The sequence below is a fragment of the Streptomyces sp. NPDC007025 genome (assembly GCF_042869455.1).
Taxonomy (GTDB): domain Bacteria; phylum Actinomycetota; class Actinomycetes; order Streptomycetales; family Streptomycetaceae; genus Streptomyces.
The window spans coordinates 216869-240178 of the sequence record NZ_JBIAFT010000002.1 but is presented as its reverse complement, the minus strand read 5'-3'; the positions used below and the strand labels follow the sequence as shown (position 1 = coordinate 240178).

General features: G+C 74.1%; 19 protein-coding genes. 7 read left to right on the top strand and 12 right to left on the bottom strand.

The window, feature by feature from the left end; all coding sequences use genetic code 11:
* Nucleotides 1-20 precede the first annotated feature (20 nt).
* A complete protein-coding gene (locus ACFYMO_RS04725; protein WP_366770095.1) occupies nucleotides 21-830 on the bottom strand; it encodes an aspartate/glutamate racemase family protein in 810 nt (269 codons plus the stop codon).
* A gap of 135 nt (nucleotides 831-965) precedes the next feature.
* On the opposite strand from ACFYMO_RS04725, the gene ACFYMO_RS04720 reads away from it, so the two are divergent.
* The gene (locus tag ACFYMO_RS04720) at nucleotides 966-2114 is read left to right on the top strand and encodes a glycosyltransferase (RefSeq protein ID WP_366770096.1); all 1149 of its coding nucleotides are present in this window, start codon (nucleotides 966-968) and stop codon (nucleotides 2112-2114) included.
* Nucleotides 2115-2153: 39 nt separating this feature from the next.
* Here the strand turns inward: ACFYMO_RS04720 and ACFYMO_RS04715 are convergent, their stop codons facing one another.
* On the bottom strand, nucleotides 2154-3524 hold the full coding sequence (locus ACFYMO_RS04715; protein ID WP_366770097.1) for a TerD family protein: 1371 nt from the start codon (nucleotides 3522-3524) through the stop codon (nucleotides 2154-2156).
* A gap of 402 nt (nucleotides 3525-3926) precedes the next feature.
* Here ACFYMO_RS04715 and ACFYMO_RS04710 point away from each other — a divergent pair, with 402 nt between their 5' ends.
* Nucleotides 3927-4589, top strand: coding sequence for a DUF6643 family protein (locus ACFYMO_RS04710; protein ID WP_366770098.1), 663 nt, complete (start codon nucleotides 3927-3929; stop codon nucleotides 4587-4589).
* 80 nt (nucleotides 4590-4669) lie between these two features.
* Here ACFYMO_RS04710 and ACFYMO_RS04705 read toward each other — a convergent pair whose 3' ends face one another.
* The 5 genes from ACFYMO_RS04705 to ACFYMO_RS04685 form a co-directional block, all read right to left on the bottom strand.
* Entirely contained in the window at nucleotides 4670-5101 is a 432-nt protein-coding gene (locus ACFYMO_RS04705; RefSeq protein WP_388544221.1) for a DUF779 domain-containing protein, read from the bottom strand.
* Nucleotides 5101-6624, bottom strand: a complete 1524-nt coding sequence (locus ACFYMO_RS04700; protein ID WP_366770099.1) for an aldehyde dehydrogenase family protein — start codon at nucleotides 6622-6624, stop codon at nucleotides 5101-5103. Before ACFYMO_RS04700 ends, ACFYMO_RS04705 begins: the two co-directional genes overlap by 1 nt.
* 92 nt (nucleotides 6625-6716) lie before the next feature.
* Nucleotides 6717-8063, bottom strand: a complete 1347-nt coding sequence (locus ACFYMO_RS04695) for a GAF domain-containing protein (protein WP_388544218.1) — start codon at nucleotides 8061-8063, stop codon at nucleotides 6717-6719.
* A 187-nt stretch (nucleotides 8064-8250) separates the two neighbouring features.
* Nucleotides 8251-9636 (bottom strand): family 2B encapsulin nanocompartment shell protein, encoded by a 1386-nt coding sequence (locus ACFYMO_RS04690; RefSeq protein ID WP_366770101.1) that lies wholly within the window; start codon nucleotides 9634-9636, stop codon nucleotides 8251-8253.
* 108 nt (nucleotides 9637-9744) lie between these two features.
* Complete coding sequence (locus ACFYMO_RS04685) at nucleotides 9745-11157, bottom strand: family 2B encapsulin nanocompartment shell protein (protein ID WP_366770102.1); 1413 nt, start codon at nucleotides 11155-11157, stop codon at nucleotides 9745-9747.
* Between the two features lie 493 nt (nucleotides 11158-11650).
* Between ACFYMO_RS04685 and ACFYMO_RS04680 the strand changes: the two genes are divergently transcribed.
* Both ACFYMO_RS04680 and ACFYMO_RS04675 read left to right on the top strand, forming a co-directional pair.
* The gene (locus tag ACFYMO_RS04680; protein ID WP_366770103.1) at nucleotides 11651-12253 is read left to right on the top strand and encodes a hypothetical protein; all 603 of its coding nucleotides are present in this window, start codon (nucleotides 11651-11653) and stop codon (nucleotides 12251-12253) included.
* Nucleotides 12254-12436: 183 nt separating this feature from the next.
* Nucleotides 12437-14914: a right-handed parallel beta-helix repeat-containing protein gene (locus tag ACFYMO_RS04675; protein ID WP_366770104.1), complete on the top strand. Its 2478-nt coding sequence runs from the start codon at nucleotides 12437-12439 to the stop codon at nucleotides 14912-14914.
* On the opposite strand, the gene ACFYMO_RS04670 is transcribed toward ACFYMO_RS04675, so the two are convergent.
* Complete coding sequence (locus ACFYMO_RS04670) at nucleotides 14884-17361, bottom strand: hypothetical protein (RefSeq protein ID WP_388544213.1); 2478 nt, start codon at nucleotides 17359-17361, stop codon at nucleotides 14884-14886. The genes ACFYMO_RS04675 and ACFYMO_RS04670 overlap by 31 nt on opposite strands.
* Before the next feature lie 222 nt (nucleotides 17362-17583).
* Between ACFYMO_RS04670 and ACFYMO_RS04665 the strand changes: the two genes are divergently transcribed.
* The gene (locus ACFYMO_RS04665; RefSeq protein ID WP_366770106.1) at nucleotides 17584-18441 is read left to right on the top strand and encodes a DeoR/GlpR family DNA-binding transcription regulator; all 858 of its coding nucleotides are present in this window, start codon (nucleotides 17584-17586) and stop codon (nucleotides 18439-18441) included.
* Between the two features lie 44 nt (nucleotides 18442-18485).
* Here ACFYMO_RS04665 and ACFYMO_RS04660 read toward each other — a convergent pair whose 3' ends face one another.
* A complete protein-coding gene (locus ACFYMO_RS04660) occupies nucleotides 18486-19625 on the bottom strand; it encodes a PLP-dependent cysteine synthase family protein (protein WP_366770107.1) in 1140 nt (379 codons plus the stop codon).
* Between the two features lie 155 nt (nucleotides 19626-19780).
* Between ACFYMO_RS04660 and ACFYMO_RS04655 the strand changes: the two genes are divergently transcribed.
* Nucleotides 19781-20092 (top strand): hypothetical protein, encoded by a 312-nt coding sequence (locus ACFYMO_RS04655; RefSeq protein WP_019355736.1) that lies wholly within the window; start codon nucleotides 19781-19783, stop codon nucleotides 20090-20092.
* A 145-nt stretch (nucleotides 20093-20237) separates the two neighbouring features.
* Nucleotides 20238-20831 (top strand): ATP-binding protein, encoded by a 594-nt coding sequence (locus ACFYMO_RS04650; protein ID WP_366770108.1) that lies wholly within the window; start codon nucleotides 20238-20240, stop codon nucleotides 20829-20831.
* 230 nt (nucleotides 20832-21061) lie between these two features.
* Here the strand turns inward: ACFYMO_RS04650 and ACFYMO_RS04645 are convergent, their stop codons facing one another.
* From ACFYMO_RS04645 to ACFYMO_RS04635, 3 genes are all read right to left on the bottom strand, one after another.
* Complete coding sequence (locus tag ACFYMO_RS04645) at nucleotides 21062-21367, bottom strand: SHOCT domain-containing protein (protein WP_388544209.1); 306 nt, start codon at nucleotides 21365-21367, stop codon at nucleotides 21062-21064.
* Between the two features lie 158 nt (nucleotides 21368-21525).
* Nucleotides 21526-22071: a GNAT family N-acetyltransferase gene (locus tag ACFYMO_RS04640; RefSeq protein ID WP_366770110.1), complete on the bottom strand. Its 546-nt coding sequence runs from the start codon at nucleotides 22069-22071 to the stop codon at nucleotides 21526-21528.
* A gap of 5 nt (nucleotides 22072-22076) precedes the next feature.
* Nucleotides 22077-23306, bottom strand: a complete 1230-nt coding sequence (locus tag ACFYMO_RS04635) for an ROK family protein (protein ID WP_366770111.1) — start codon at nucleotides 23304-23306, stop codon at nucleotides 22077-22079.
* Between the last annotated feature and the right edge of the window lie 4 nt (nucleotides 23307-23310).

The following is a 23310-nucleotide window of genomic DNA, read 5'->3' as shown; positions in this document are numbered from 1 at the left end:
CGCGGCCGTCCCGGGAGCGGTCAGGCCCGGGCGGCGGGGGCGGCGCTCCCGGCAGCCAGCAGCCGACCCTCCGCGTAGCTGAAGGCCGCGTCCGGCAGGGCGGCCGTCCGGCCGCTGTGCAGCACGGTCAGCTCTCCGGTGGGCGCCGCTTCCGGCTCCGGGTGGACACCGGCGCGGCGCAGCGCCTGGGCGCAGACGGCGGCGGCCGAGCCGTACAGCGCCGGGCCCTCGGCGCGGTTGCCGCGCAGCGCCTCCTGGATCCGGCTGCCGACCAGCTCGTAGTGGGTGCAGCCGAGCACGACCGCCGCCACGTCCGTGGGGGTGCGCTCCGCGGCCGCTCGCACGGCGTCGGCGATCAGGACCTCGGAGCCGCTCTCCACGGCGTCTGCGAGTCCGTGACAGGGCACTGCGGTGATGTCGGCGCCGTTCCCGAACTCCTCGATCAGCCGTCGCTGGTAGGGGCTGCCGGTGGTGGCCGGGGTGGCCCAGATGGCGATCCGCCCTCCGGTGCGGACCGCGTCCGCCGCCGCGGGCTTGACGGCCGGGACGGTGCCGATGACGGGCAGACCGGGTTCCAGATCGGCGCGGAGCGCGGGCAGCGCGTGCACCGAGGCCGTGTTGCAGGCGACGATCAGCGCGGTCGGACGGTGCTCGGCGGCGGCCCGGGCACAGTCCCGCGCACGCGCGGCGATGTCCGCGCCGTCACGGGGCCCCCACGGCAGTCCGTCCGGGTCGGAGGAGAGCACGAGGTCGGCATCGGGGCGCGCGCGGCGCACCGCCGCGGCCGCGGGCAGCAGGCCGATACCGGAGTCCAGTAGCGCGATCTTCATGTGGAGGAACTGTACTTCACGGACGAAGACCGCCCCCGTCCGCCGCAGCACCTGGGCAACGGTCCGCGCACCTGGTTCCGGGTCCGGCGCGCGGCGGAGCGCCGCCGGGGGCGGGTGTACGGCAGACTCCGCACGATGAGCGCGCTCACCTGGTCCTCGGCCGTTCCGCTCGCCTCGCTGGCCGCGTGGGCGTGGCTGTTGCTGGGGCAGGGCTTCTTCTGGCGGACCGATGTCAGGCTGCCGCGCCCCGACGGGCCGGAGCCCGACCACTGGCCCGCCGTGTGCGTCGTGGTTCCCGCCCGGGACGAGGCCGGGGTGCTGCCGCTGACCCTGCCGACGCTGCTGGCCCAGGACTATCCGGGGCGGACGCGGATCGTGCTGGTGGACGACGGGTCCCGGGACGGCACCGGCACCGTCGCCCGGGAGCTGGCGGCGCGGGTACCGGAGGGTCCGCCGCTGACAGTGCTCCGGTCCGGCGGGCCCGCGCCGGGCTGGACGGGGAAGCTGTGGGCGGTGCGGCAGGGCATCGGACACGCCCGCCGCGACCCGGCGGAACCGGAGTTCCTGCTGCTGACCGACGCGGACATCGCACATGAACCGGACTCGCTGCGCCGCCTGGTGCATGCCGCGCTGTACGGGCAGCTCGACCTGGTCTCGCAGATGGCGCGGCTGCGGGTGCACACGGGGTGGGAGCGGCTGATCGTGCCGGCCTTCGTGTACTTCTTCGCTCAGCTCTATCCGTTCCGCCGGGTCAACCGGCCCGGTGCCCGCACCGCGGCGGCGGCGGGCGGCTGTGCGCTGCTGCGGACCGCGGCTGCGGACCGGGCCCGGGTGCCGGACAGCATTCGGGACGCGGTCATCGACGACGTGTCGCTGGGCCGCGCCGTCAAACGCTCCGGGGGCCGGATCTGGCTGGGCCTCGGCGACCGGGTGCGCAGTGTGCGCCCGTACCCGGGGCTGGAGCCGCTGTGGCGGATGGTGTCGCGTAGCGCCTACGCGCAACTGAGCAACAGTCCGCTGCTGCTCGCGGGCACCGTGCTGGGGCTCGTGCTGGTCTATCTGGTGCCGCCGGTGTGGGCCTGCGCGGGCTCGCCGGTCGCCGGAGCCGGATGGCTGGCGATGACCCTCTCGTACGTGCCGATCCTGCGCTATTACCGGCAACCGGTGTGGTCGGCACCGCTGCTGCCGGTGACGGCGGCGCTGTATCTGGCCATGACCGTCGACTCGGCGGTGCAGCACCACCGGGGCCGGGGAGCCGCGTGGAAGGGCCGCACCTACTCCTGAGGGCGCGGCCGGATCACCGCAGCGCGGCCCCGGGGCCCGTCACTTGCGGCCCGGTGTCCACTGCATGCCCCAGCCGTACTCCTCGTCCACGGTGCGCTGCGGGCTGACGCCGCGCCGGGGGACGAGGTAGCGGGCCTCGCGGCGCACCATCAGCTCGCCCCGTTCGTTGCTGATCAGGGCGAGGGCACAGACGGTGGAGGGGACGGTGCACTCGTCGAGGGAGAAGTCGACGGGCGCGCCGTGCTGCGGCTGCAGGGTGACGGTCGCGTGCAGCCCGGCGAAGCTGCGGGCTCCCTCGTAGATGGTGACGAAGATGAGGATGCGGCGGAGTTCGGCGGCGTGGTCGAGGTTGATCGTGAGGTTCTCGCCGGTCTCCACGGCGCCGGTCCGGTCGTCCCCGTCCAGGTGGAGGTAGGGCGGCCGGTTCAGGGAGCCGAAGGAGTTGCCGAGGGCCTGGACGACGCCCTTGCGTCCGTCGGCGAGTTCGTAGAGGGCGCACAGGTCCAGGTCGGGACCGGTGAGGGCGCCCATGGCCCGGGTCAGCCGCCCGGCCAGGCCCTTCGGCGGCTGGGCCTGGGTGGTCCAGTTGAGGTTGACCCGCATGGCGCCGGAGGTGCCGCCCTGTTTGGTGAGCGAGACCGACGGGGCCTCCTTGGTGAGCGTCACCTTGGTCAGTCGCACCGGTGCGGGTCCGGTGGCCGCGGGAGGCGCACTCGGCGCCGCGGCGGGGGCGGCGGGCGCGGAGACCTGGGGCACCTGCGGGGCCCGGACGCCGGGCGGTGCGGGGACGTGCGGCGTCGGGGCGCTGCTCGGGTCCGGCGGCGGCGTGCCGGTGCCGGCCGTGGTGGGCGTGCTGCCGGCGGGCGCGTCGTCGTCGACGCTGATGCCGAAGTCGGTGGCGAGCCCGGCCAGTCCGCTCTCGTAGCCCTGGCCGACGGCGCGGAACTTCCAGGCGCCCTGCCGGCGGTAGAGCTCCCCGAGCAGGTACGCGGTCTCCCCCGCCGCGTCGGTGGGGTCGAAGCGGGCGATCTCCTGGCCCGACGAGGGTCCGCCGACGGTCGCGTCCAGCAGCCGCACGTACAGGCCGGGGACCTGGCCGAAGCTGCCGCCGTCCGCCGAGGCGGCGACGACGATGCGTGTGATGTCCGGTTCGACACTGTCCAGTTCGACGGTCAGTTCGTCGGTGCAGGCGGCGCCTATCGGGTTCTTCCCCTCGTGCCGCACGGCGGAGGAGGAGTGCCGCGGCTGGTTGTAGAAGACGAAGTCGCCGTCGGAGCGGACCTTGCCCTGCTCGGTCAGGAGCAGTGCCGAGGCGTCGACGTCCGGCACGAGGGAGCCGGACGACCAGCCGAGTTCGACCCGCACCGCCGTTGCGGGTACGGGGACGTTCGTCCCCTTGCGCATCGTCATGGCCACTCCCCCTGGGTTCGGTTCCTGCGTACCGCTCCCCAACCTATTGCACCGCGCCACCGCTGCCGAAGCCCCCTCACTCCGACTCCCGGCACTCGAACATCTGGCAGGGGCATGGGCGTTCTATGTCCTAGCCGGTGGGCTTATGCTTCTGTCAGCTTCCCCTCCCGCGCGCCCGCAACGGGGACAGGCGGGAACAAGCCATGCACCTGTGCCTGATCAGCCGTCATCGTGGTCGGCATGGGGGGTATTCGCCCTGTTCGGGCTCTCCCGCGTGCGCCCCTGGCGCGGCTGCCTCCGATGGGGCGAAAACCGGCTCCTGCCTGCACCGACAGGGAAGGCGCAGGCGTTCCTTCCGCACCTCTCTAGTGCCGATGCCGAATTTGGGCTTAACTTATGAGTATGACCTCCCCCCGCAGCTCTTACAGCGGCGGCTACTACGCTGCACCCTCCTACCCCGAGACACCGATCTACGACAGTCTCGTCGCTGAGCGGGGCACGCCGCAGATCGCTCCCATCCGGGTGCCGTCCGCCTATGACACGGGAGGCGCCGGCAGCGCGCTCGCGGCGCTGCCCCCCGCCCTGCCCTCCGGCCCGGCAGCACCTCAGCAGCCCGGCTCCCTGCAGTACTCCGCACCGGCGGCGGCCTACGGCTACCCGTCGGCCGCCGCACCCCAGCCGCAGATGCCGCAACCCGCACCGCAGCAGGCGCCGATGCGCCAGCAGCCGATGCGGCAGGCACCCGCCGCGCTGCCGCCCGGAGGCGGCAGCGGGGGCCAGGGAGGACCGGTGCCGCTGCAGCACACCCCGGCACCGCACATCCCGCAGCAAGCCCAGCGCGGCTACGGCTACCCGGGGCCGGGGGGCCCGGCGCAGCCGCAGCAGCCCATGCAGCAGCAGGGCCAGCCCCAGGTCCAGGTGCAGCAGTACCAGCAGCAGGCGGTGCACAACCAGGCCACGCAGTACATGCGCCCGGTGGCGCCGCGGCCGGCCGCGCCCCGCCAGATGCCCGGGCAGTACGAGGAGCCCTACGACGGCTACCAGTACCCCGGCCGCGGCTACTGAGCGGTCCGCACACCGCGCCGGCGCCGCAGGCGTGCACCGCCGTTGGGGAGACGGCGGTGCACGCGGACTCTCCCCGGCGCTCAGTCCTCCAGCAGCCGGGACCTGATCAGGAAGCGCACCCCCTCGGGGGCCTCCAGGGAGAAGCCGCTGCCCCTGCCCCGGACGGTGTCGACGGTCAGATGGGTGTGGCTCCAGTAGGCGAACTGGGCGGCGGACATCCAGAACGGCACCGGGTCCGGCACACCGTCGATCCGCAGCTCGCCCAGGAGGACGTCGGAGTCCCCGGTGCGGAACTCACCGCGCTCGTAGCACATGGGGCTGCTCCCGTCGCAGCAGCCGCCGGACTGGTGGAACATCAGCGGCCCGTGCTTGCCGGTCAGCATCCGCAGCAGTTCGGCGGCGGCCGGCGTGACGGCGACCCGCTCGGGCTCCGTACCGCCGTCCCCAACCGGCCGCGCCGGAGCGCCGTCCGCACCCCGCCCGGCCCGGGCGCTCTGTGGCCGGGCCTCCATCAGAACAGTCCCATTTTCTGCGGTGCATAGCTGACCAGCAGATTCTTCGTCTGCTGGTAGTGGTCGAGCATCATCTGGTGGTTCTCCCGGCCGATGCCCGACTGCTTGTAGCCGCCGAACGCGGCGTGCGCCGGGTAGGCGTGGTAGCAGTTCGTCCACACCCGTCCGGCCTGGATGGCGCGGCCCGCCCGGTAGGCGCGGGCGCCGTCGCGGGTCCAGACACCGGCGCCGAGCCCGTAGAGGGTGTCGTTGGCGATCCGCACGGCATCGTCGAAGTCCTCGAAGGCGGTCACCGAGACCACGGGCCCGAAGATCTCCTCCTGGAAGACGCGCATGCCGTTGCCGCCCTCCAGAATCGTGGGCCGCACGTAGTAGCCGCCCTCCAGCTCGCCGCCCAGTTCGGCGCGGACCCCGCCGGTGAGCACCCGGGCGCCCTCCTGCTGCCCGATGTCGAGATAGGAGAGGATCTTCTCCAGCTGGTCGTTGGACGCCTGGGCCCCCACCATGGTGTCGGTGTCCAGCGGATGGCCCTGCACGATCGCCTCGGTGCGCTCGACACCGGCGTCCAGGAAGCCGCGGTAGTGGCTGCGCTGGATGAGCGCACGCGAGGGGCAGGTGCACACCTCACCCTGGTTGAGGGCGAACATGGTGAAGCCCTCGAGGGCCTTGTCGAGGAAGTCGTCGTCCGCGGCCGAGACGTCGTCGAAGAAGATGTTGGGGCTCTTGCCGCCCAGCTCCAGGGTCACGGGCTTGAGGTTCTCGGAGGCGTACTGCATGATCAGCCGGCCCGTGGTGGTCTCCCCGGTGAAGGCCACCTTGGCGACCCGGGCGCTGGCGGCCAGCGGTTTGCCCGCCTCGGCTCCGAAGCCGTTGACGATGTTGACGACGCCGGGCGGCAGCAGATCGGCCACCAGACTCATCCAGTAGTGGATGGAGGCCGGGGTCTGCTCGGCGGGCTTGAGCACGACGGCGTTGCCCGCAGCCAGCGCGGGGGCCAGCTTCCAGGCGGCCATCAGGATGGGGAAGTTCCACGGGATGATCTGCGCGACCACCCCCAGCGGTTCGTGGAAGTGGTAGGCGACGGTGTCCTCGTCGATCTGGGAGAGCGAGCCCTCCTGGGAGCGGATCGCGGCGGCGAAGTACCGGAAGTGGTCGATGGCCAGCGGGATGTCGGCGGCCAGCGCCTCCCGGATCGGCTTGCCGTTCTCCCAGCTCTCGGCGACGGCCAGTTCCTCCAGGTGCGTCTCCATCCGCTGCGCGATCTGGTTGAGGAGCTGCGCGCGCTCGGCGGGCGGCGTACGGCCCCAGGCGGGTGCCGCCGCGTGCGCCGCGTCGATGGCCCGCTCGACGTCCTCGGCGGTGCCGCGGGCGATCTCGGTGAAGACGGCGCCCGTCACGGGGGTGGGGTTCTCGAAGTATCCGCCCTGCTTCGGGGCGACGTAGCTGCCGCCGATCCAGTGGTCGTAGCGCGGCTGGTAGCTCATCAGCGCGCCGTCGGTTCCCGGTGCGGCGTAGCGGCTCATGCTCTGCCTCCCTGTGCTGGGCGCACACGGCGTCCTGACGTGTACGCGGGCGTCCTCGGCCCGCCCGGCGGTGGGCGGACGTCGCGGGGAGGTTAGTCGCGGGGACGTTGCGGATACGTTGCGCGCCTGCTCCGGGCGCCGTCCGGCACCGGAGCAGAGGGCCGCAGCCCGTAGGCGGCCCGCAGCTCCCGTACCCGTGCCGCGGTGCCCGGCGTGGGGCGTGCGGTGTGCAGGGCCTCCCACATCTCCAGGTCCTCCTCCCCGGCCGCGGTGCACAGCCAGCGCTCCAGCAGCCGAGGCTCGGGACGGGTGAGCAGCCGGCGGCGCAGCCGCTGCTCCAGCAGCCGGCGCAGCCGTAGCACGCCGGGCGCCGACGAACCGGGCAGCAGCGGACCGCTGCACAGGTCCAGGGCCGCACCGGGGTCGTCCGCGGCGAGCGCGTCGACGACGGTGTCGTAGTCGGTGTGCGGGCGATCCCGCAGCCGGTAGGGGCGCGAGTCCAGCAGCGGGCCCAGCAGGTGCCGCAGCCGGGAGAGTTCGGCGCGCAGCGTGACCGGATGCACCTCCCGCTCACCGTACAGTTCGCGGGCCAGCTCCTCGCCTGTCAGCCCGTCGGGGTGCGCGGCCAGCAGCAGCACGATCTCGCTGTGCCGCCGGCCCAGTCGCAGCGGCCGGCCGGACGCGCGGGTCTCCGGGGTGTGCAGCAGCGCCTCGTCCCGGCCGAGGACGGCGAGAGTGCACACGTCCGGCGGCAGCGGGGGGCCGCTCGCGCGGGGGTCCGCTTCCGGAGCGGCCAGGCAGGCTTCGGCCGCGCGAGCCGTGGCCTGGACCAGGGCGAGGCTGTGCGGTGACGCGAGGTGATCGCCGCCGGTCAGGTCGACGGCTCCGATGACCCGCCCGGTGCCCGGATCGTGCACCGGCGCGGCGGCGCAGGTCCAGGACTGCACCGGGCGGCAGTAGTGCTCGGCGCCGAAGATCTGGACGGCGTGGTCGACCGCGAGGGCGGTGCCGGGCGCGTTGGTGCCGCTGGCGCGCTCGGACCACCGGGCGCCGGGGACGAAGTTCATCCGCTCGGCGCGGCGCAGCACCTGCCGGTGGCCCTCCACCCAGAGCATGGTGCCCTGCTCGTCGCAGACGGAGAGCAGATGGGCCCCGTCCTCGGCGATGGTGCCCAGCAGCTCGCGGAAGAGCGGCATGGCCCGGGCCAGCGGGTGGACCTCCCGGCGCCGGGCCAGCCCGGCGTCGTCCATCTCGACGCCCGCCATGCTCTCGGGGGCCAGCCGTGCCCCGGCGCAGCGGCGCCAGGATTCGGCCACCACGTCGCGGACGGGTGCGGCGACGGTGCCGCCGGTGAGGAAGCGTTCGTGGGCCCGGCGCAACTGCCCGGCCCGCTGGACCGCGTCGGCACCGGCCTCGAGTGCCAGCCATGGATTGCGCACCCCGTCATCGTGCAGCGGGTCGGGGCCGCAGACAACGGCTGCGGCGCACTCCGCCCGGCGGGCCGCCGGATACGGCCGTGCCCGGGCCGCCGGCCGGGGATCCGGCCGGCGGCCCGGTCGTCCGGGGCGGGGCATCCCGCGCGCCCCCGGCTCCCCCGCCGGGAGCCGGGGGCGCTCCCCGGAGCGGTCAGACCTCGACGTCCTCCAGGATGCCGAGCGCGTCGGGCACCAGGACGGCGGCCGAGAAGTAGGCGCTCACCAGGTAGGAGACCAGCGCCCGCTCGTCGATGCCCATGAAGCGCACGTTCAGGGAGGGTTCGATCTCGTCCGGGATCCCGGTCTGGTGCAGCCCGATGACGCCCTGGTCCTCCGCCCCGGTGCGCATGGCCAGCACCGAGGTGGTGCCGTCCGCCCGGATCGGGATCTTGTCGCAGGGCAGCAGCGGGACACCCCGCCAGGCGTGTGCCGTGCTGCCCTCGACCTGGACGCGCTCGGGGTAGATGCCGCGGCTGCTGCACTCCCGGCCGACAGCGGCGATGGCCCGCGGATGCGCCAGCAGGTACCGGGTCTTGCGGCGGCGCGAGATCAGCTCGTCCAGGTCCTCCGGTGTGGGGGCTCCGGTACGGGAGCGGATGCGCTGGGTCAGGTCGGCGTTGTGCAGCAGCCCGAACTCGCGGCTGTTGACCAGTTCGTGCTCCTGGCGCTCGCGCAGCGCCTCGACGGTGAGCCGCAACTGCTCCTGGACCTGGTTCATCGGGTCGTTGTAGAGGTCGGCGACCCGGCTGTGCACCTTGAGCACCGTCTGGGCGACGGCCAGCTCGTACTGGCGCGGGTTCAGCTCGTAGTCGACGAACGTGCCCGGCAGCGGAACCTCGCCGAGATGGCCGGAGGCCAGCGCGATGTCGGCCTCGCCGCGCCGGTTCTGCGCGGGCAGGGTGCGGGTGAGGACCGTGTCGAGGTGGTGGCGCAGCGGCGGGGAGGCGTCGGCCGTCCGCCGGAACGTCTCGCGGGGCAGCGCCAGCACGGTGCAGCGCGTGGTGGCGCGCAGGGTGTGCTGCCAGTTGCCCGGGTCCGGGGTGAGGATCTGGTCACCGGCGTGGTCGCCGTCGGCGATGACACCGAGTTCGATCTCGTCGTCGTACTGTCCGGCGGCCTCCTCGACGACCCGGCCGTGCGCGATCAGCAGCAGTTCGTCCGCGGGTTCGCCGCGCACGGCCAGCGCGTCGCCGGGCGCGTACTCGCGCTGGACGAACCCGTCGGCCAGGGCGCGCAGGGCGGTTTCGTCGGCCAGGCCGCGCAGCAGCGGGATCTCCCGCAGTTCGGCGGGGATGACGTCGACCTCGGCGCCGGTGGAGACGAACTCGATCCGGCCGTCGCCCAGGGTGTGGGTCAGCCGGCGGTTGACGCGGAAGGTGCCGCCGGTGGTCTCCGTCCAGGGCAGGACGCGCAGCAGCCAGCGCGGGGAGATCCCCTGCATCTGGGGCGGTGTCTTGGTCGTGGTGGTGAGCTTGCGGGCGGCCGCCGTGGAGAGGCTGGCGCGGTCCTGCCGCAGTTCTTCGGGATGCGTGGTCATGTATGCCCGGTTTCCTGGTGTTTCCGACTGCCTGATTTCCGGAGAACGCTTTTCCGGTCACCGCCGAGGGCGGCATTCCGGGCCGGGACGGATGCCCCGGCGCGCGGGTCAGTGGCCGATCTCGACGTCCTCGAGAATTCCGAGCGCGTCGGGCACGAGGACGGCGGCGGAGTAGTAGGCGCTCACCAGATACGACATGACGGCCTTCTCGTTGATCCCCATGAAGCGGACCGAGAGCCCCGGGCTGTACTCGTCGGGAATTCCCGTCTGGTGGAGTCCGACCACGCCCTGGGCCTTCTCGCCGGTGCGCATCGCCAGGACGGAGGTGCTGCCCTGCGGGGTGACCGGGATCTTGTTGCAGGGGAGAATGGGGACACCGCGCCAGGCGGGCACCGAGTGCCCCTCGTGGTCGACGGACTGCGGGTAGAGCCCGCGCCTGCTGCACTCCCGGCCGATCGCGGCGATCGCCCTGGGGTGGGCCAGGATGACGCTGGGGTCCTTCCACACGGTGGCCAGCAGCTCGTCCAGGTCGTCCGGGGTGGGCGGGCCGGAGCGGGTGTGGACGCGCTGCCGCGTTCCGGCGTTGTGCAGCAGACCGATCTCGCGGTTGTTGACCAGCTCGTGCTCCTGGCGCTCGCGCAGCGCCTCGACGGTGAGCCGCAACTGCTCCTCGAGCTGGTTCATCGGGTGGTTGTACAGGTCGGCGACCCTGGTGTGGACGCGCAGCACGGTCTGGGCGACTTCCAGTTCGTACTCGCGGGGGCTCAGTTCGTAGTCGACGAACGTGCCCGGCAGCGGCGCCTCCCCCACGTGCCCGGACGCCAGCTCGATCGCGGACTCGCCGTCCCCGGTGCGCCGGGAGGGGTTGAGGGCGTCGGCGGACGCCAGGTGGGAGCGGAGCGAGTCGGCACCGGCCAGTACGGCGTCGAAGGCGCTGCGCTCCAGAGTGAGGACGGTACCGCTGGTGAGCGCGGTCAGGGTGCGGTCCCAGGTGCCCGTCTCGCCGGTCATCAGCTGGTCGCCGACGAAGTCGCCGTCCGCGAGCACGCCCTGGGTGACGTCCTCGTCGTACCGGCCCCGGACCGACTGGCGCAGTTTGCCGTGTGCGATCAGTACCAGCCGGTCGGCGGGCCGGCCTTCCTCCAGGATCACCTCGCCGGGGCGGAAGTCGCGCTGCTCGCACCGGTCGGCGAGGGCTCCCAGCACCGCATGGTCGTCGTAGCCGCGCAGCAGCGGCAGCTCGGTGAGCTCCAACGGGATGACCCGGACCTCGGCGCCGGTGGAGACGAACTCCACCCGGCCGTCGCCGAGCGTGTGGGACAGCCGCCGGTTCACCCGGAAGGTGCCGCCCGTCACCTGCACCCACGGCAGAGCCCGCAGCAGCCACCTCGAGGTGATCCCCTGCATCTGCGGGGGCGTCTTCGTGGTGGTCGCGAGATTCCGTGCCGCTTCCGTGGCGAGGCTCTGCTGCGCCTGGTCCGCACTCCCGTTTCCGGAATTCCGCTCCGCCGCAGTCGTCATCCGACACCGCCAATCCTTGTGATGCGCCGTCATATGGCTTGATGCGCAGAGAAGTTAAATGGGTCGCAGGAGAGGGGGCAATCGCCCGAAAGAGACGGGCAAGCCCCGAATGCCCGCGCGATTCACGGGTAAGATCACCAACTTTTCTTACCGAGCGTGACGATTCCTCGGTCGATCTCACCGTGCGCGACATTCTCATCGCATCGCGGCCCCGCCCGCCCCTCGACCCGAGCAGATGTGCGGAAAAAACGGGCGTACACATGTCCGATCCGCGCCCGGTGTCCGGCAGCCGAAGACCGCTCAGTAAACTCTGCGGATCACGAGGGGAAAGCAGCGAGCCCGCGACCAGCCCGAGGACGGAGAGGGGACCGACGGACCGAAGAACCGGCAGCCGGTCGCACGGCAGCCGGTGCACTGTACGGCCCGGGGCTCGACGCCCTCCTCCCGTGCGGGTACCGCACCCGGTGGACGAACGGCGAGAGGGGGTGCAGCGGTGCGCGCTGTCGCCGGTCTGTGGCGCTGGCGGAGGAACCCGCTGTGCCGGCGCACCGACCGCCGGGAGGCCTGGCTGGCCCTGTGCGCGGGGCTGCTGATCGCCCTCGCCGCCCCGCTGGCGGGATGGGCCGCCACCGCGACCGCCCACGCAGCACTGCTGCGCACGGCACACGAGCAGCAGCATCAGCGGTCGCGGGTCCCGGCGACGGTCCAGCACGTGCGGGTGCTGCCGCCGTTGGACTCCGAGACCGAGACCGGCGCCGGGGCGCAGAACCGCCATCGGATCACCGCACGGTGGGAGGGGCCGGACGGCGCCCCGCACACGGGCGTCGTCGTACTCCGCCACCCCGTGCAGCCCGGCGCCCGCTTCCCGGTGTGGACGGACGCGCACGGGCGTCTGACCTCCCGTCCGATGAGCACGCACAGCGCCCGCTCCTACTCGCTGCTGGCCGGGCTGGCCATCGGCGCGCTCACCGCCGGAGGGCTGGAGGCCGCCAGGCGCCTGACCGTACGGTTGCTGCTGCGGCGCCGGTACGCGCGCTGGGACGAGGAATGGGTGCGCATCGGGCCCGACTGGGGCCGTACCGGAACCAGCACCTGACAACCGCCCCTTCCCGGCATGTCCGTTCCGAACGGTTGTCCGCGCCGGTCACTCGCTCGGACCCGTCACCGCAGAGCACCAGCGCACGCTACGGTGGTGCGGCCGGCCCGGACAGCGCACGCAGCGCTCCGCGCGACCGGCGCAACGCATCTCCGCACGCACGAGGTTGGGGCACAGCACTCCATGGCACAGGGCTCGGTCCAGGTGACGCACAGCGGCACGTCGCGGTGGCGGCGGCGCACGGGCGAATACGCGTCGTTGTCCGCCGCGCTGGAGGTGGCGGGCGACGGTGACGTCCTCACCGTGGCACCCGGCACCTACCGGGAGAACCTGGTCATCGAGCGCATGGTGACGCTGCGCGGCCCCGAACGCGGCGGATCCGGACCGGTCCGGATCGCCCCCGCGGACGGGGTGGCGCTCACCGTGCGGTCCGCCGCGCTGGTCCAGGACCTGCAGATCGAGGGCCAGGACTCGGCCGTGCCCGCCGTGCTGGTGGAGGACGCGGCGCCGGAGCTGGCCGGGCTGCGGGTGATGACCCGCTCGGCCTCGGGGATCGAGGTACGCGGCGGCGCCCGGCCCACGGTGCGGCGCTGCACCGTGGACAACCCGGCCGGGATCGGCTTCAGCATCACCGGGGGCGCCGGGGGCGTCTTCGAGGAGTGCGAGGTGGTGGCCGCGGGCCAGTCCGGCATCCTGGTGCGGGACGGTGCCCGGCCGCGACTCGCGCACTGCAGGGTGCACCTCGCCTCGGGCGCGGGCATCGCGCTGCAGGGCGAGGGCAGCACGCTGGAGGCGCTGGGCTGCGAGGTGTACGAGATCAAGGGCAGCGGCCTGAGCATCGCCGGGCGCGCCAGCGGGCACTTCACCGACTGCCGGGTGCACCGCACCTCGACCGACGGGGTCACCCTGGACACCGACGCCGTGCTCACCCTCGCCGACTGCGACATCCACGACATCCCGGAGAACGCGGTCGACCTGCGGTCCCGCTCCGTGCTGACCCTGACCCGCTCCACGGTGCGCCGCTTCGGCCGCAACGGCCTGTCGGTGTGGGACCCGGGAACCCGCGCGGACGCCAACGGCTGCGAGATACACGAGAGCACCGGCGACTACCCGGCGGTGTGGGTCAGCGACGGTGCCACCGCGGTGCTGGACACCTGCCGGGTGCATTCGGTGCCCGACGCGCTCTTCGTCCTGGACCGGGGCTCCCGCGCCGACGTCCTGGACAGCGATCTCTCCCAGGTGCGCGGCACCGCCGTCTCGGTGAGCGACGGCGCGGTCGTGCAACTGGACGACTGCCGCATCAGCAAGGCCGCCACCGGCGCCTGGTTCCGCGACCACGGCAGCGGCGGAGTGCTCAACGGCTGCACCATCGACCAGGCGGCGACCGGCGTGATCGTCACCAAGGGCGCCGATCCCACCATCGAGCGCTGCACGGTCAGCGGTTCCGGCGAGGCCGGGTTCTACGTGTCCGCCGAGGGACGCGGCACCTTCCACAACTGCCGGGTGTCCGGCTCGCGCGGCTACGGCTTCCACGTGATCGACGGCTGCCGCACCACGCTGCGCCGCTGCCGCACCGAGCGGTGCACGCGCGGCGGCTACGAGTTCGCCGAGGAGGGCCCGACCGTCGAGGACTGCAGCAGCGACGAGAGCGCCGCCGCGGTCAGCGCGACGCCCGCCGCGCCCTCCCCCGCTCCCTTGGCCGCCCCACCCGCCGACGGCTCGGCGGGGCTGCTGACCGCGCAGGCCGCGGTGCCCCGGCAGCGCTCGGAGAGCCCGTCGTCGGCAACGGCACCGGCTGCCGCCGCACCAGGCGACGGCGCGGCCGAGGCGAGCGCGGACGAGGAGGCAGCGCGCCCCGCCAAAGAAGTGCTGGGCGAACTCGACGGGCTGGTCGGGCTGGACGCGGTCAAGCGCGAGGTCCGGGCGCTCACCGACATGATCGAGGTCGGCCGCAGACGGCAGCGCGCCGGGCTGAAGGCGGCGTCCGCACGTCGGCACCTGGTCTTCACCGGGTCGCCCGGCACCGGCAAGACCACGGTGGCCCGCCTCTACGGCGAGATCCTGCACTCCCTGGGGGTGCTGCGCCGCGGGCATCTGGTGGAGGTCTCCCGCGTGGACCTGGTCGGCGAGCACATCGGGTCCACGGCGCTGCGCACCCAGGAGGCGTTCGAGAAGGCCCGGGGCGGCGTGCTGTTCATCGACGAGGCGTACGCGCTCGCCCCGCAGGACTCGGGCCGCGACTTCGGCCGCGAGGCCATCGACACCCTGGTGAAGCTGATGGAGGACCACCGGGACGACGTGGTGGTCATCGTGGCGGGCTACACCACCGAGATGGAGCACTTCCTGGCCGCCAACCCCGGGGTGGCCTCGCGCTTCTCCCGGACGATCACCTTCGGGGACTACGCGCCCGAGGAGCTGCTGAGCATCGTCGAGCAGCAGGCCGAGGAGCAGGAGTACCACCTGGGCGGCGGCACGCGGCAGGCGCTGCTGGAGTATTTCGGGCAGCTTCCCAAGGGCCCCTCGTTCGGCAACGGTCGCACCGCGCGGCAGACCTTCGAGGCGATGGTCGAGCGGCACGCGGGCCGGGTCGCGCAGCTTCCCGACCCCAGCACCGAGGACCTCACCCTGCTCTATCCCTCGGATCTGCCCGGCCCGGGCTGAGCGGTCGGCCGGCCCCCCGTACCGGACCTCCGCCGGTCCGGCTGCCGGCCGGGGCGCCCGCCGGCTTCCTGCGGCGGGCACCGGGGCGCGCCGGCCGCGACGGCCCGCCGGGCGCGGTCCGCGAGGCGGGCCAACAGCCCGGACCGCTCCTCGGCGAAGGCCGGGTCCGCCCGGTAGTCCCCGTGCGCCAGGATCGGTTCGGGCAGCGGCAGCTCGCGGGTGCGGCCGTAGGCGACGGGGTCGCGCAGCGGACCGCGGTCGACTCCGACGCACGCTTCGGGGGACCCGGGCTCGGGAACTCCGGCGCGCTCGGGCCGCACGGGACCGCCGATCGGGTCGGTCAGCCGCCACAGGTTGCGCCAGCACTCCAGGTCGCCGTGCAGGGCGGCCAGCCGGTGCGGCCCGAAGTAGGCGGGAAACCAGCGCCCGTAGAGCCGTTCCAGGGGTGAGCCGTAGGTGAGGAGCGCGACCTGGCGGCGGGTGCCGGGATCCAGCTGCCAGACCGCCGCTGCCGCCAGGACGCTGCCCTGTGAGTGGCCGGAGATCACCAGGCGACGCTCGGGCCGCCCGTCGGTCCACATCGCCATCCGCCAGGCCAGGTCGGGCACGGCGCGCTCGGCGTAGCAGGGCGGCGCGAACGGGTGGGCACAGCGCGGCCAGAAGGTGCCCACGTCCCACAGGATGCCGATGGTGCGGCGGGCCGAGGCGTCCCGGTAGGCGCGGCGGCCCCAGGCCAGCAGCAGGACGAAGGCGAACCCGACCAGCCAGGAGCCGAGGGCCTGCACGGCGTCGGCGGTTCCCGCGACGACGCCGGGGGCCCCGTCCGTCGCCCGCCCGGGAACCTGGCCGGTCAGCAGTGTGCCGAGCACGGCCGCACCGCCCGTCACGAGGGTGGCGGCGGCGACGGCGGCCACCAGCCGGGGTGCCCGGTCGGTGAGGCCGGCCCGGGCGATCGTGGCGGCGATCCGGCGGGAGCGGGACGGGTCGGGCAGCGATGCGGGGTAGCCGGCCGCCACGTCGTCGGTGAGTCGCCGGGTGCCGCGCCACACGTGCACGGCGGACCAGCCCGCCAGCAGCAGCACCAGGGCGAGCAGGACGGGAATGATGGACGCCTGCCAGGTGAGAATGGTCGGCGGGCCGGCGATGCGGCCGCCGCCGGACCCGCCGGGGCCGTCGAGCCAGTCACCGACCCGTTGGCAGACCCCGCCGGAGAGCACGCCGCCCAGCGAGCAGGCGAGCATCGCCACGCATCCGGAGGCCGTTCCGCGCAGCGCCGTGCGGGGAACCCGCGTGCGGCGGTGCAGTCGCAGGCCCAGCACGCCGAGCGCGACCACGAGCGTGCCCTGGAGCACCGCGAGGACGCTGAACGTCTCATCGCCGGGGAGGGTGCCGCCGGAGGTCCATTCCGGACGGCTCCAGCCGGTGTGCACGACGGCCGACAGCAGTACGGCGAGGGAGGCCGGGGGCAGCCCGCGCACCGCCGGCGTGTCGGCGCCGTCGTCGGGTTCGGTCTCCTTGCGGCCCCGGCCGCAGACGACGAACAGCACCCAGGCGGCCCCCGCCAGCACCAGTCCCGTCAGCAGCCGTCCGGACAGGTCCAGCGCGATGCTGCCGCCGGGTGCCCGGTCATGCCGGGCGGTGGCGGCGGTGAGCGCGGCGGCGACGGTCAGGAACCCGGCGGCGGTGTGCGCGGCTCGCAGCCGGGCGACGAGGCGCTTGCCGTACCAGAAGCCGGGCAGCGACAGCGGCGGCCGTCCCTCGGCCGCGGGGGCGTCCTCGGGGACGGTGCGCTCCAGCGGCGGCTGGGATTCGTAGGCGCTCCAGGTGCGGTGCGAGAGCCACCACAGCAGGGCGGTCACGGCAGCCGGCAGCACGGCGGCCAGGGCGAGCCGGCGGCCCGGCTGGCTCCACCAACTGCCGTGGGCCGCAGGCTCCTCGGGCGCCGCCAGGAACGCCAGCCAGGAGCGTTCCCCGGCGCAGCGGGCGGCCCCGGCGCACTGCCAGGCGACCAGGTCGAGTGCGACCTCGCAGGCCGCGGCGACCAGCAGCACCGTCAAGGTGAGCGCCAGCAGCCGCACCAGCAGGCCGTGCAGCCGTACGGTGCGGGCACGGCCCCGGGCGGCGGGCCGGGTCCAGTGGGCCAGGTTGGCCACCATGAACGGCAGCAGGATCAGCCACAGGGCGCGGGCGGCGTTGCCGGAGGTCAGGTTCGACCAGCAGTACGCCTCCGGTACCGCTCTGCCCGCGTAGTCCTCCGGGCGCTGCTCGGCGTCCGTGTCGTCCGTGCGCCGGTGGATCGCCGCCGTGCCGTCCCCGGTGACGCGTTCGGTGCGCGGGTCGCCGAGCATCTCGGCGGCGGTCGTCCCGCCCACTCCGTGTACGAGCAGTTCCAGCGCGAGGCCCGGCGCGTCGCCGGGTGCGCCGCTGGGTGCGTGGTCTGTCGGCACTGTGCTTCCCCCGGTTCCCCCGAACGGTGTGTCAGCTTCGTGTCGGCCGATGCCAGCATCACTGCCCACGCCGCGCTGTGCCAGCCCCTCACGGGTGAATGCGGGGTACGCGGGGCTCGATCGAGACAGCGGCGCGGCTGTGGCGCACGTGGGAGGATGGGCCGACCGGAGGCCTCCCCACAGCCCCGACACCCGGTCGCGAAAGGAACGGAGACAGCGGCAGTGAGCGACAACCAGAACCTCCTCGCCGAACAGCGGCGCGCGCTGATCCTGGAGGAGGTGCGGCGCCGGGGCGGCGCCCGGGTCAACGAGCTGACCAGGAAGCTGTCGGTCTCGGACATGACGGTGCGGCGCGACCTGGACGCGCTGGCCCGGCAGGGCGCCTTGGAGAAGGTGCACGGCGGCGCCGTGCCGGTCGCCGAGGCCAGTACGCACGAGCCGGGGTTCGAGGCGAAGTCCTCGCTGGAGCTGAGCGCGAAGGAGGACATCGCGCGGGCGGCGGCCACCATGGCCCAGCCGGGCACCGCGATCGCGCTCTCGGGCGGTACGACGACGTTCGCGCTGGCGCGGCACCTGCTGGAGGTGCCGAACCTGACGGTGGTCACCAACTCGGTGCGGGTCGCCGACGTCTTCCACTCGGCGCAGCGGAGCGGCGCCGGGGCCGGGACGGCGGGGAGCCGTCCGGGCGCGGCGACGGTGGTGCTGACGGGCGGGGTGCGGACGCCCTCGGACTCGCTGGTGGGTTCGGTGGCGGACGCTGCGATCCGCTCGCTCCACTTCGACGCGCTGTTCCTCGGGGTGCACGGCATATCGGTGGAGGCCGGGCTCTCCACCCCCAATCTGGCGGAGGCGGAGACGAACCGGCAGTTCGTGGGCTCGGCCCGCCGGGTCATCGTGGTCGCGGACCACACCAAGTGGGGCACGGTGGGGCTGAGTTCGTTCGCCTCGCTGGACCAGGTGGACGCGCTGGTGACGGACAGCGGGCTGCCGGCGGCGGCACGGGAGGAGATCCAGGAGCGGCTGCCGGAGCTGGTGGTGGCCGGCGAGCCGGACGGCGACGGCTTCGCGGGCACGCTCTGAGCCCGCCCCGCCGCCCGGCGCGCCGCGCCGGGCGGCGGGGCGGGCTAGTGCGGCTCCGCCCACTCCCCCGAGGCCAGGAACCGCTCCAGGGTGCGCGTGTAGGGAGCGATGTCCAGACCCTGCCGGGCCAGCCAGGAGTCGGCGTAGTACTTGTCCAGATACCGCTCGCCCGGATCGCACAGCAGGGTGACGACGCTGCCCTGTTCACCGGCGGCCAGCATCCGGGCGACGATCCGCAGGCTGCTCCACAGCCCGGTGCCGGTGGACCCGCCGGCCTTGCGGCCCAGCACCCGGTCCAGCTGCCGTACGGCGGCCACGCTGGCGGCGTCCGGGACCTTCATCATCCGGTCGACGGCGGCGGGCACGAAGCTGGGCTCCATCCGGGGCCGTCCGATGCCCTCGATCCGCGAGCCGCAGTCGCTGGTGGCTTCCGGGTCGCCGCGCGTCCAGCCGTCGAAGAAGCAGGAGTTCTCCGGGTCGGGGACGCAGACCCGGGTGTCGTACTGCATGTAGCGGATGTAGCGGGCGAAGGTCGCCGAGGTGCCCCCGGTTCCGGCGGTGGCGACGATCCACGCCGGTTCCGGGTACCGCTCCCCGGCGAGCTGCTGGTAGACGGACTCGGCGATGTTGTTGTTGCCCCGCCAGTCGGTGGCCCGTTCGGCGTAGGTGAACTGGTCCATGAAGTGGCCGCCGCTCTCCGCGGCGAGCCGTGCCGAGACCTCGTAGACGGTACGCGGATCGTCCACCAGGTGGCAGGTGCCGCCGTGGAACTCGATCAGCCGGGTCTTCTCGCTGCTCGTCGTGCGCGGCATCACCGCGATGAACGGGACGCCGATCAGCTTGGCGAAGTATGCCTCGCTCACCGCGGTGGAGCCGCTGGACGCCTCGATGACGGGCCGCCCCTGCCGGATCCAGCCGTTGCACAGCGCGTGCAGGAACAGCGAGCGCGCCAGGCGGTGCTTGAGGCTGCCGGTGGGGTGGGTCGACTCGTCCTTGAGGTACAGGTCGACGCCCCACTCCTCCGGCAGCGGGAAGGCGAGCAGGTGGGTGTCGGCGCTGCGGCCGCTCTCGGCCCGCACCTTGCGTACCGCCTCCTTCAGCCAGCCGCGGCGGTCGGGGTCGCTGCGGTCCACGTCCTGGGTGGGGAGGCCGGGGACGGGAGGGGCGGGTTCGGTGGTGCTCACAGGCCGATCATAAAGGGGGGTCGGTAGACGGCGGTGGACATGGGCATGCTCCCGGCAAGGGGTCGGGCTCTCCGGGGGTGTACGCGCACCGCCCGGGGGTACCCCGGTACCTCTGCTGGGCAGATCCGGTGGGAGCCGGTGGGAGGCGGTGTGCAGTGGCGGAGCCGGAGTTCGACGCGACTGGGGTGGGGATCAGCCGGATGCTCCGCTCCCTCACCCGGGCCGGCCATGTGCTGGTGCGGGACGGGGAGCTGGTGCTGCTGACCAGCTACGGCAGCGAGATCGACAGCGCGCCGGTCGACGAGGTGCGGATCAGCGGCTACGGGCTGCGCGACCAGGTACCGGCGACGCTGCGCGGCAGAAGTTATCTGCTGCGCCTGGGCCAGGAGCACCGGGAGGGTCTGCTGTCGGCCCTGCGGACGGCGCGGGCGAAGGCCGCCGCGGAGCGCGGTGTGCTGGGCCGGTGAACACGACCGCCTGCCGCCGTTCCGTGACCGGATCGTCGCAGCGCGTTTGCGCCGCGGCCGGTCCGCTCCCATCCTGGCTCTGTAGCGCACATCACATGTGATCCGTCCCCGCCCACCGGCGGCCCCTCGTGAGGGAGTCACAGTCGTGATCAGTCCACCGAGCAGCACCCCTGCACCGGCTCCGGCGCGGCACTGCGCCGTGGAGTTCCAGGCGCTGCCCCCGCGCATAGGGCAGGTCCGAAGAATCGTCTCCGCGCAGCTGCGGTACTGGCGGCTGGACGCCGTCCTGGACATCGCGGCGCTCCTGCTGACGGAGTTGCTGGCCAACGTCCACCGGCACGCGGATCCCCGGGGCGGCGGCGCCGGTCCGGCTCCCGCCGACAAGCACTGCACCGTGGAACTGTCCCTGGTCGGGGACCGACTGACGGTCTCGGTGCACGACCACGACCCCCGGCTGCCGCGCGTCCGCGGCGCGGCGTCCGACGAGCCGCTGGCCACCAGCGGGCGCGGCCTCGCCCTGGTGGCGTCGCTCAGCGAGAGCTGGGGGGTGCGGGCCCGGCCCGACGGATCGGGAAAGACCGTGTGGTTCTCGCTGCCGGTGCCGGCCCCGGAGCCGGCCGCGCCGGTCGGGGGCCGTACCGGCCGTGCCGCCCGGGACGCCGCCGCACCCCGGCAGCCGGCCGCCGGTCCGGCCCCGGTGCCGCCCCCGGCCGAGGTGGAGCCGGCGACAGCGGGCTGAGAAGGGGAGGCGCCCGGTACGGCCACGGCGACGGCCACCGGACCGGCTCCCACCGCGCCCTGGCCCGCAGTGGGCTGCGGATCCGCCGGATCGGGAGCAGGGCCGGCTCCCAGGCACCCGCGGGCACCGCGAGGACGAAGGTACCGGCGATGCCGGGCGGCGCGCCGAGCACAGCCGGCCCCCGCGGCACAGGGTCGAGGGCAAGGGTCATCGGGCTGCGGCGGTGCGGCTCATCGCCCGCCCCCCGCGCGCTCCGCGTGCCGCTCGCGGCTGCTCTCGGCCAGCACGGAGGTGCGCCGCCAGAACTCGTCCTCGTCGATCTCGCCCTGCGCGAAGCGCCGGTCCAGCAGGTCCAGCGGGCTCTCGGTGCCGGGCGCGGCGTACCTCCGCCGCTGCCAGGGTCCCCGGCGGCCCCGGAGGACCGTGCGGCGCAGCAGGAGGACGCAGGCCGCGACGAGGGCGGCCCAGATGAGCGGGAAGAACAGGATCCAGGGGCCGGGTCCCCCCGCGCCGGTCCAGTGGGCCAGGGTCTGCATGATCGTCAGCTCCTCGGTAGCGGCCGGTGGTGCCTTGCGCTGCCGAGTCTGCGCGCGGGGAGGGGCTCGGGGCGTCGTACGGCCGGTGGCGGTACGGGTACCTCTCCGGGAGTACCGCGGGGGTGCCGGGCTGCTCCGCTGGCGGACGCCCGGCGGGGCTACTCCGCCGGGAGCTGGTCCCGGTGCCTCGGGGCGGCGGACTCGCGGCGCATGCACACCCGGGGCCGGCGGTCCAGCCCGGCGGCGGTCTCCCGGGACCGGATCTCGCGCAGTTCCGGACCGAGTTCGTGCGCGGCGAGGGTGCGGAAGCCCAGGCGTGCGTAGTACGGCGCGTTCCAGGGGACGTCGGTGAAGGTGGTGAGGGTGAGTGCGGGTATCCGCTCGGCCGCCGCCCGGGCCGCCAGGTGGTCGAGGAGGGCGCGTCCGATGCCGCGCCGGGCGCGGTCCGGGTGGACGGAGAGCTGCTCGATGTGCAGGCAGCCGTCGACCGGTTCGGTCAGCGCGTAGGCGACCGGCGGGCCACCGTCCGGGGCGGTGGCGACCCACAGTCCGCCCGCTTCCGCGAACGCGCGCAGGCACTGCCGGGTGGGCGGCTCGTCGTCGGCTATCTCCGGCATGCCGATGTCGCGGAACCACCGGCCCGCAGCCCGTTCGATCTGCCGGAGCCTGCCGAGTTCGCGTACGGTACCCGCTCGGATGCGCATGGGGGTCATCCCCCCAGCACCGCGAGCGGGTCGTCGAGCACCGGCTGCCAGGCCAACTCGGCGGCTCCGACGAGGGAGTTGTGCGCCAGTTCGCTGGGCAGGACGGGGACGCCGCCGCTGCGTCCCCACAGGCTGCGGTCCGCGACGACGCCGCGCAACCGTTCGCCGTCGGCCTCGACCAGGGCGCGGTGCAGTCCGGCGAGCACGATGCGGTCGGGGTTGAGGATGTTGACGAGTCCGGCGAGGCCGAGCCCGAGCCGGTCGACGAGGCGGCCGGCCGCCTCGCGGACCGCGGGGTCGGTGCCGTACTCCGTGCGGAGCAGTTCGGCGGCCTGGGTGAGCAGGGAGGTCCCGGGGCTGGCCGGGCGTCCGGCGGCGGCGAGGAACGCCGCGGGGTCGGTCTCCACGTCCAGGCAGCCGCGGCTGCCGCAGTGGCAGGGGCGGCCCTCCGGGTCCACCGTCAGATGGCCGACCTCCAGGGCCAGGCCCGAACTTCCGGTGTGCAGCCGCCCGTCCAGCACGAGCGCGCCGCCCACGCCGTGGTGGCCGGTACCGACGACGAGCAGGTGGCGGGCTCCGCGTCCGGCGCCGTGCCGGTGCTCGGCCAGCGCGGCGACGTTCAGGTCGTTGGCGGCGAAGCCGGTGACGGTGGCGCTGTCGGCACCGGTGACCCCGGCCTCGGCGAGGCAGGCCCGGAAGGTGTCGCGCACCGGGGCACCCGCCTCCCAGGCGAGGTGCAGCGGATTGAGCGCGGTGCCCTCCGGTTCGGCCACGGCGGAGGGCACCGCGAGTCCCGCGCCCACGCAGCGGCGTCCGCCGGAGCGCAGCAACTCGGCTCCCGCGGCCACGACTTCGCTGATGACCTGCGCGGGGTCGGCGTCCACGGTGCCGCAGCCGGGCGCCGTGGCGACGATGCGCCCGCCGAGGCCGACCAGCGCCGCGCGGTAGCCGTCCGCGTGGATCTGCGCGGCGAGCGCGACGGGTCCCGCGGGGTCGACGGCGAGCCGGTGCGAGGGCCGGCCCTGACTGCCCACGGGCGCGGCGGGGTGGGCGTCGACGGCGATGAGCCCGAGGGCCTCCAGTTCGGCGGCGACGGCTCCCGCGGTCGCGCGGGTCACCCCCAGTTCGGCCGTGAGCACGGCGCGGGTGGGCGCCTGCCCGGTGTGGACCAGCTCCAGTGCGGGCCCCAGGGCCGAACGCCCTCTTTCCAACCTCGTTGTACGTGTGCGGGTCACGCCT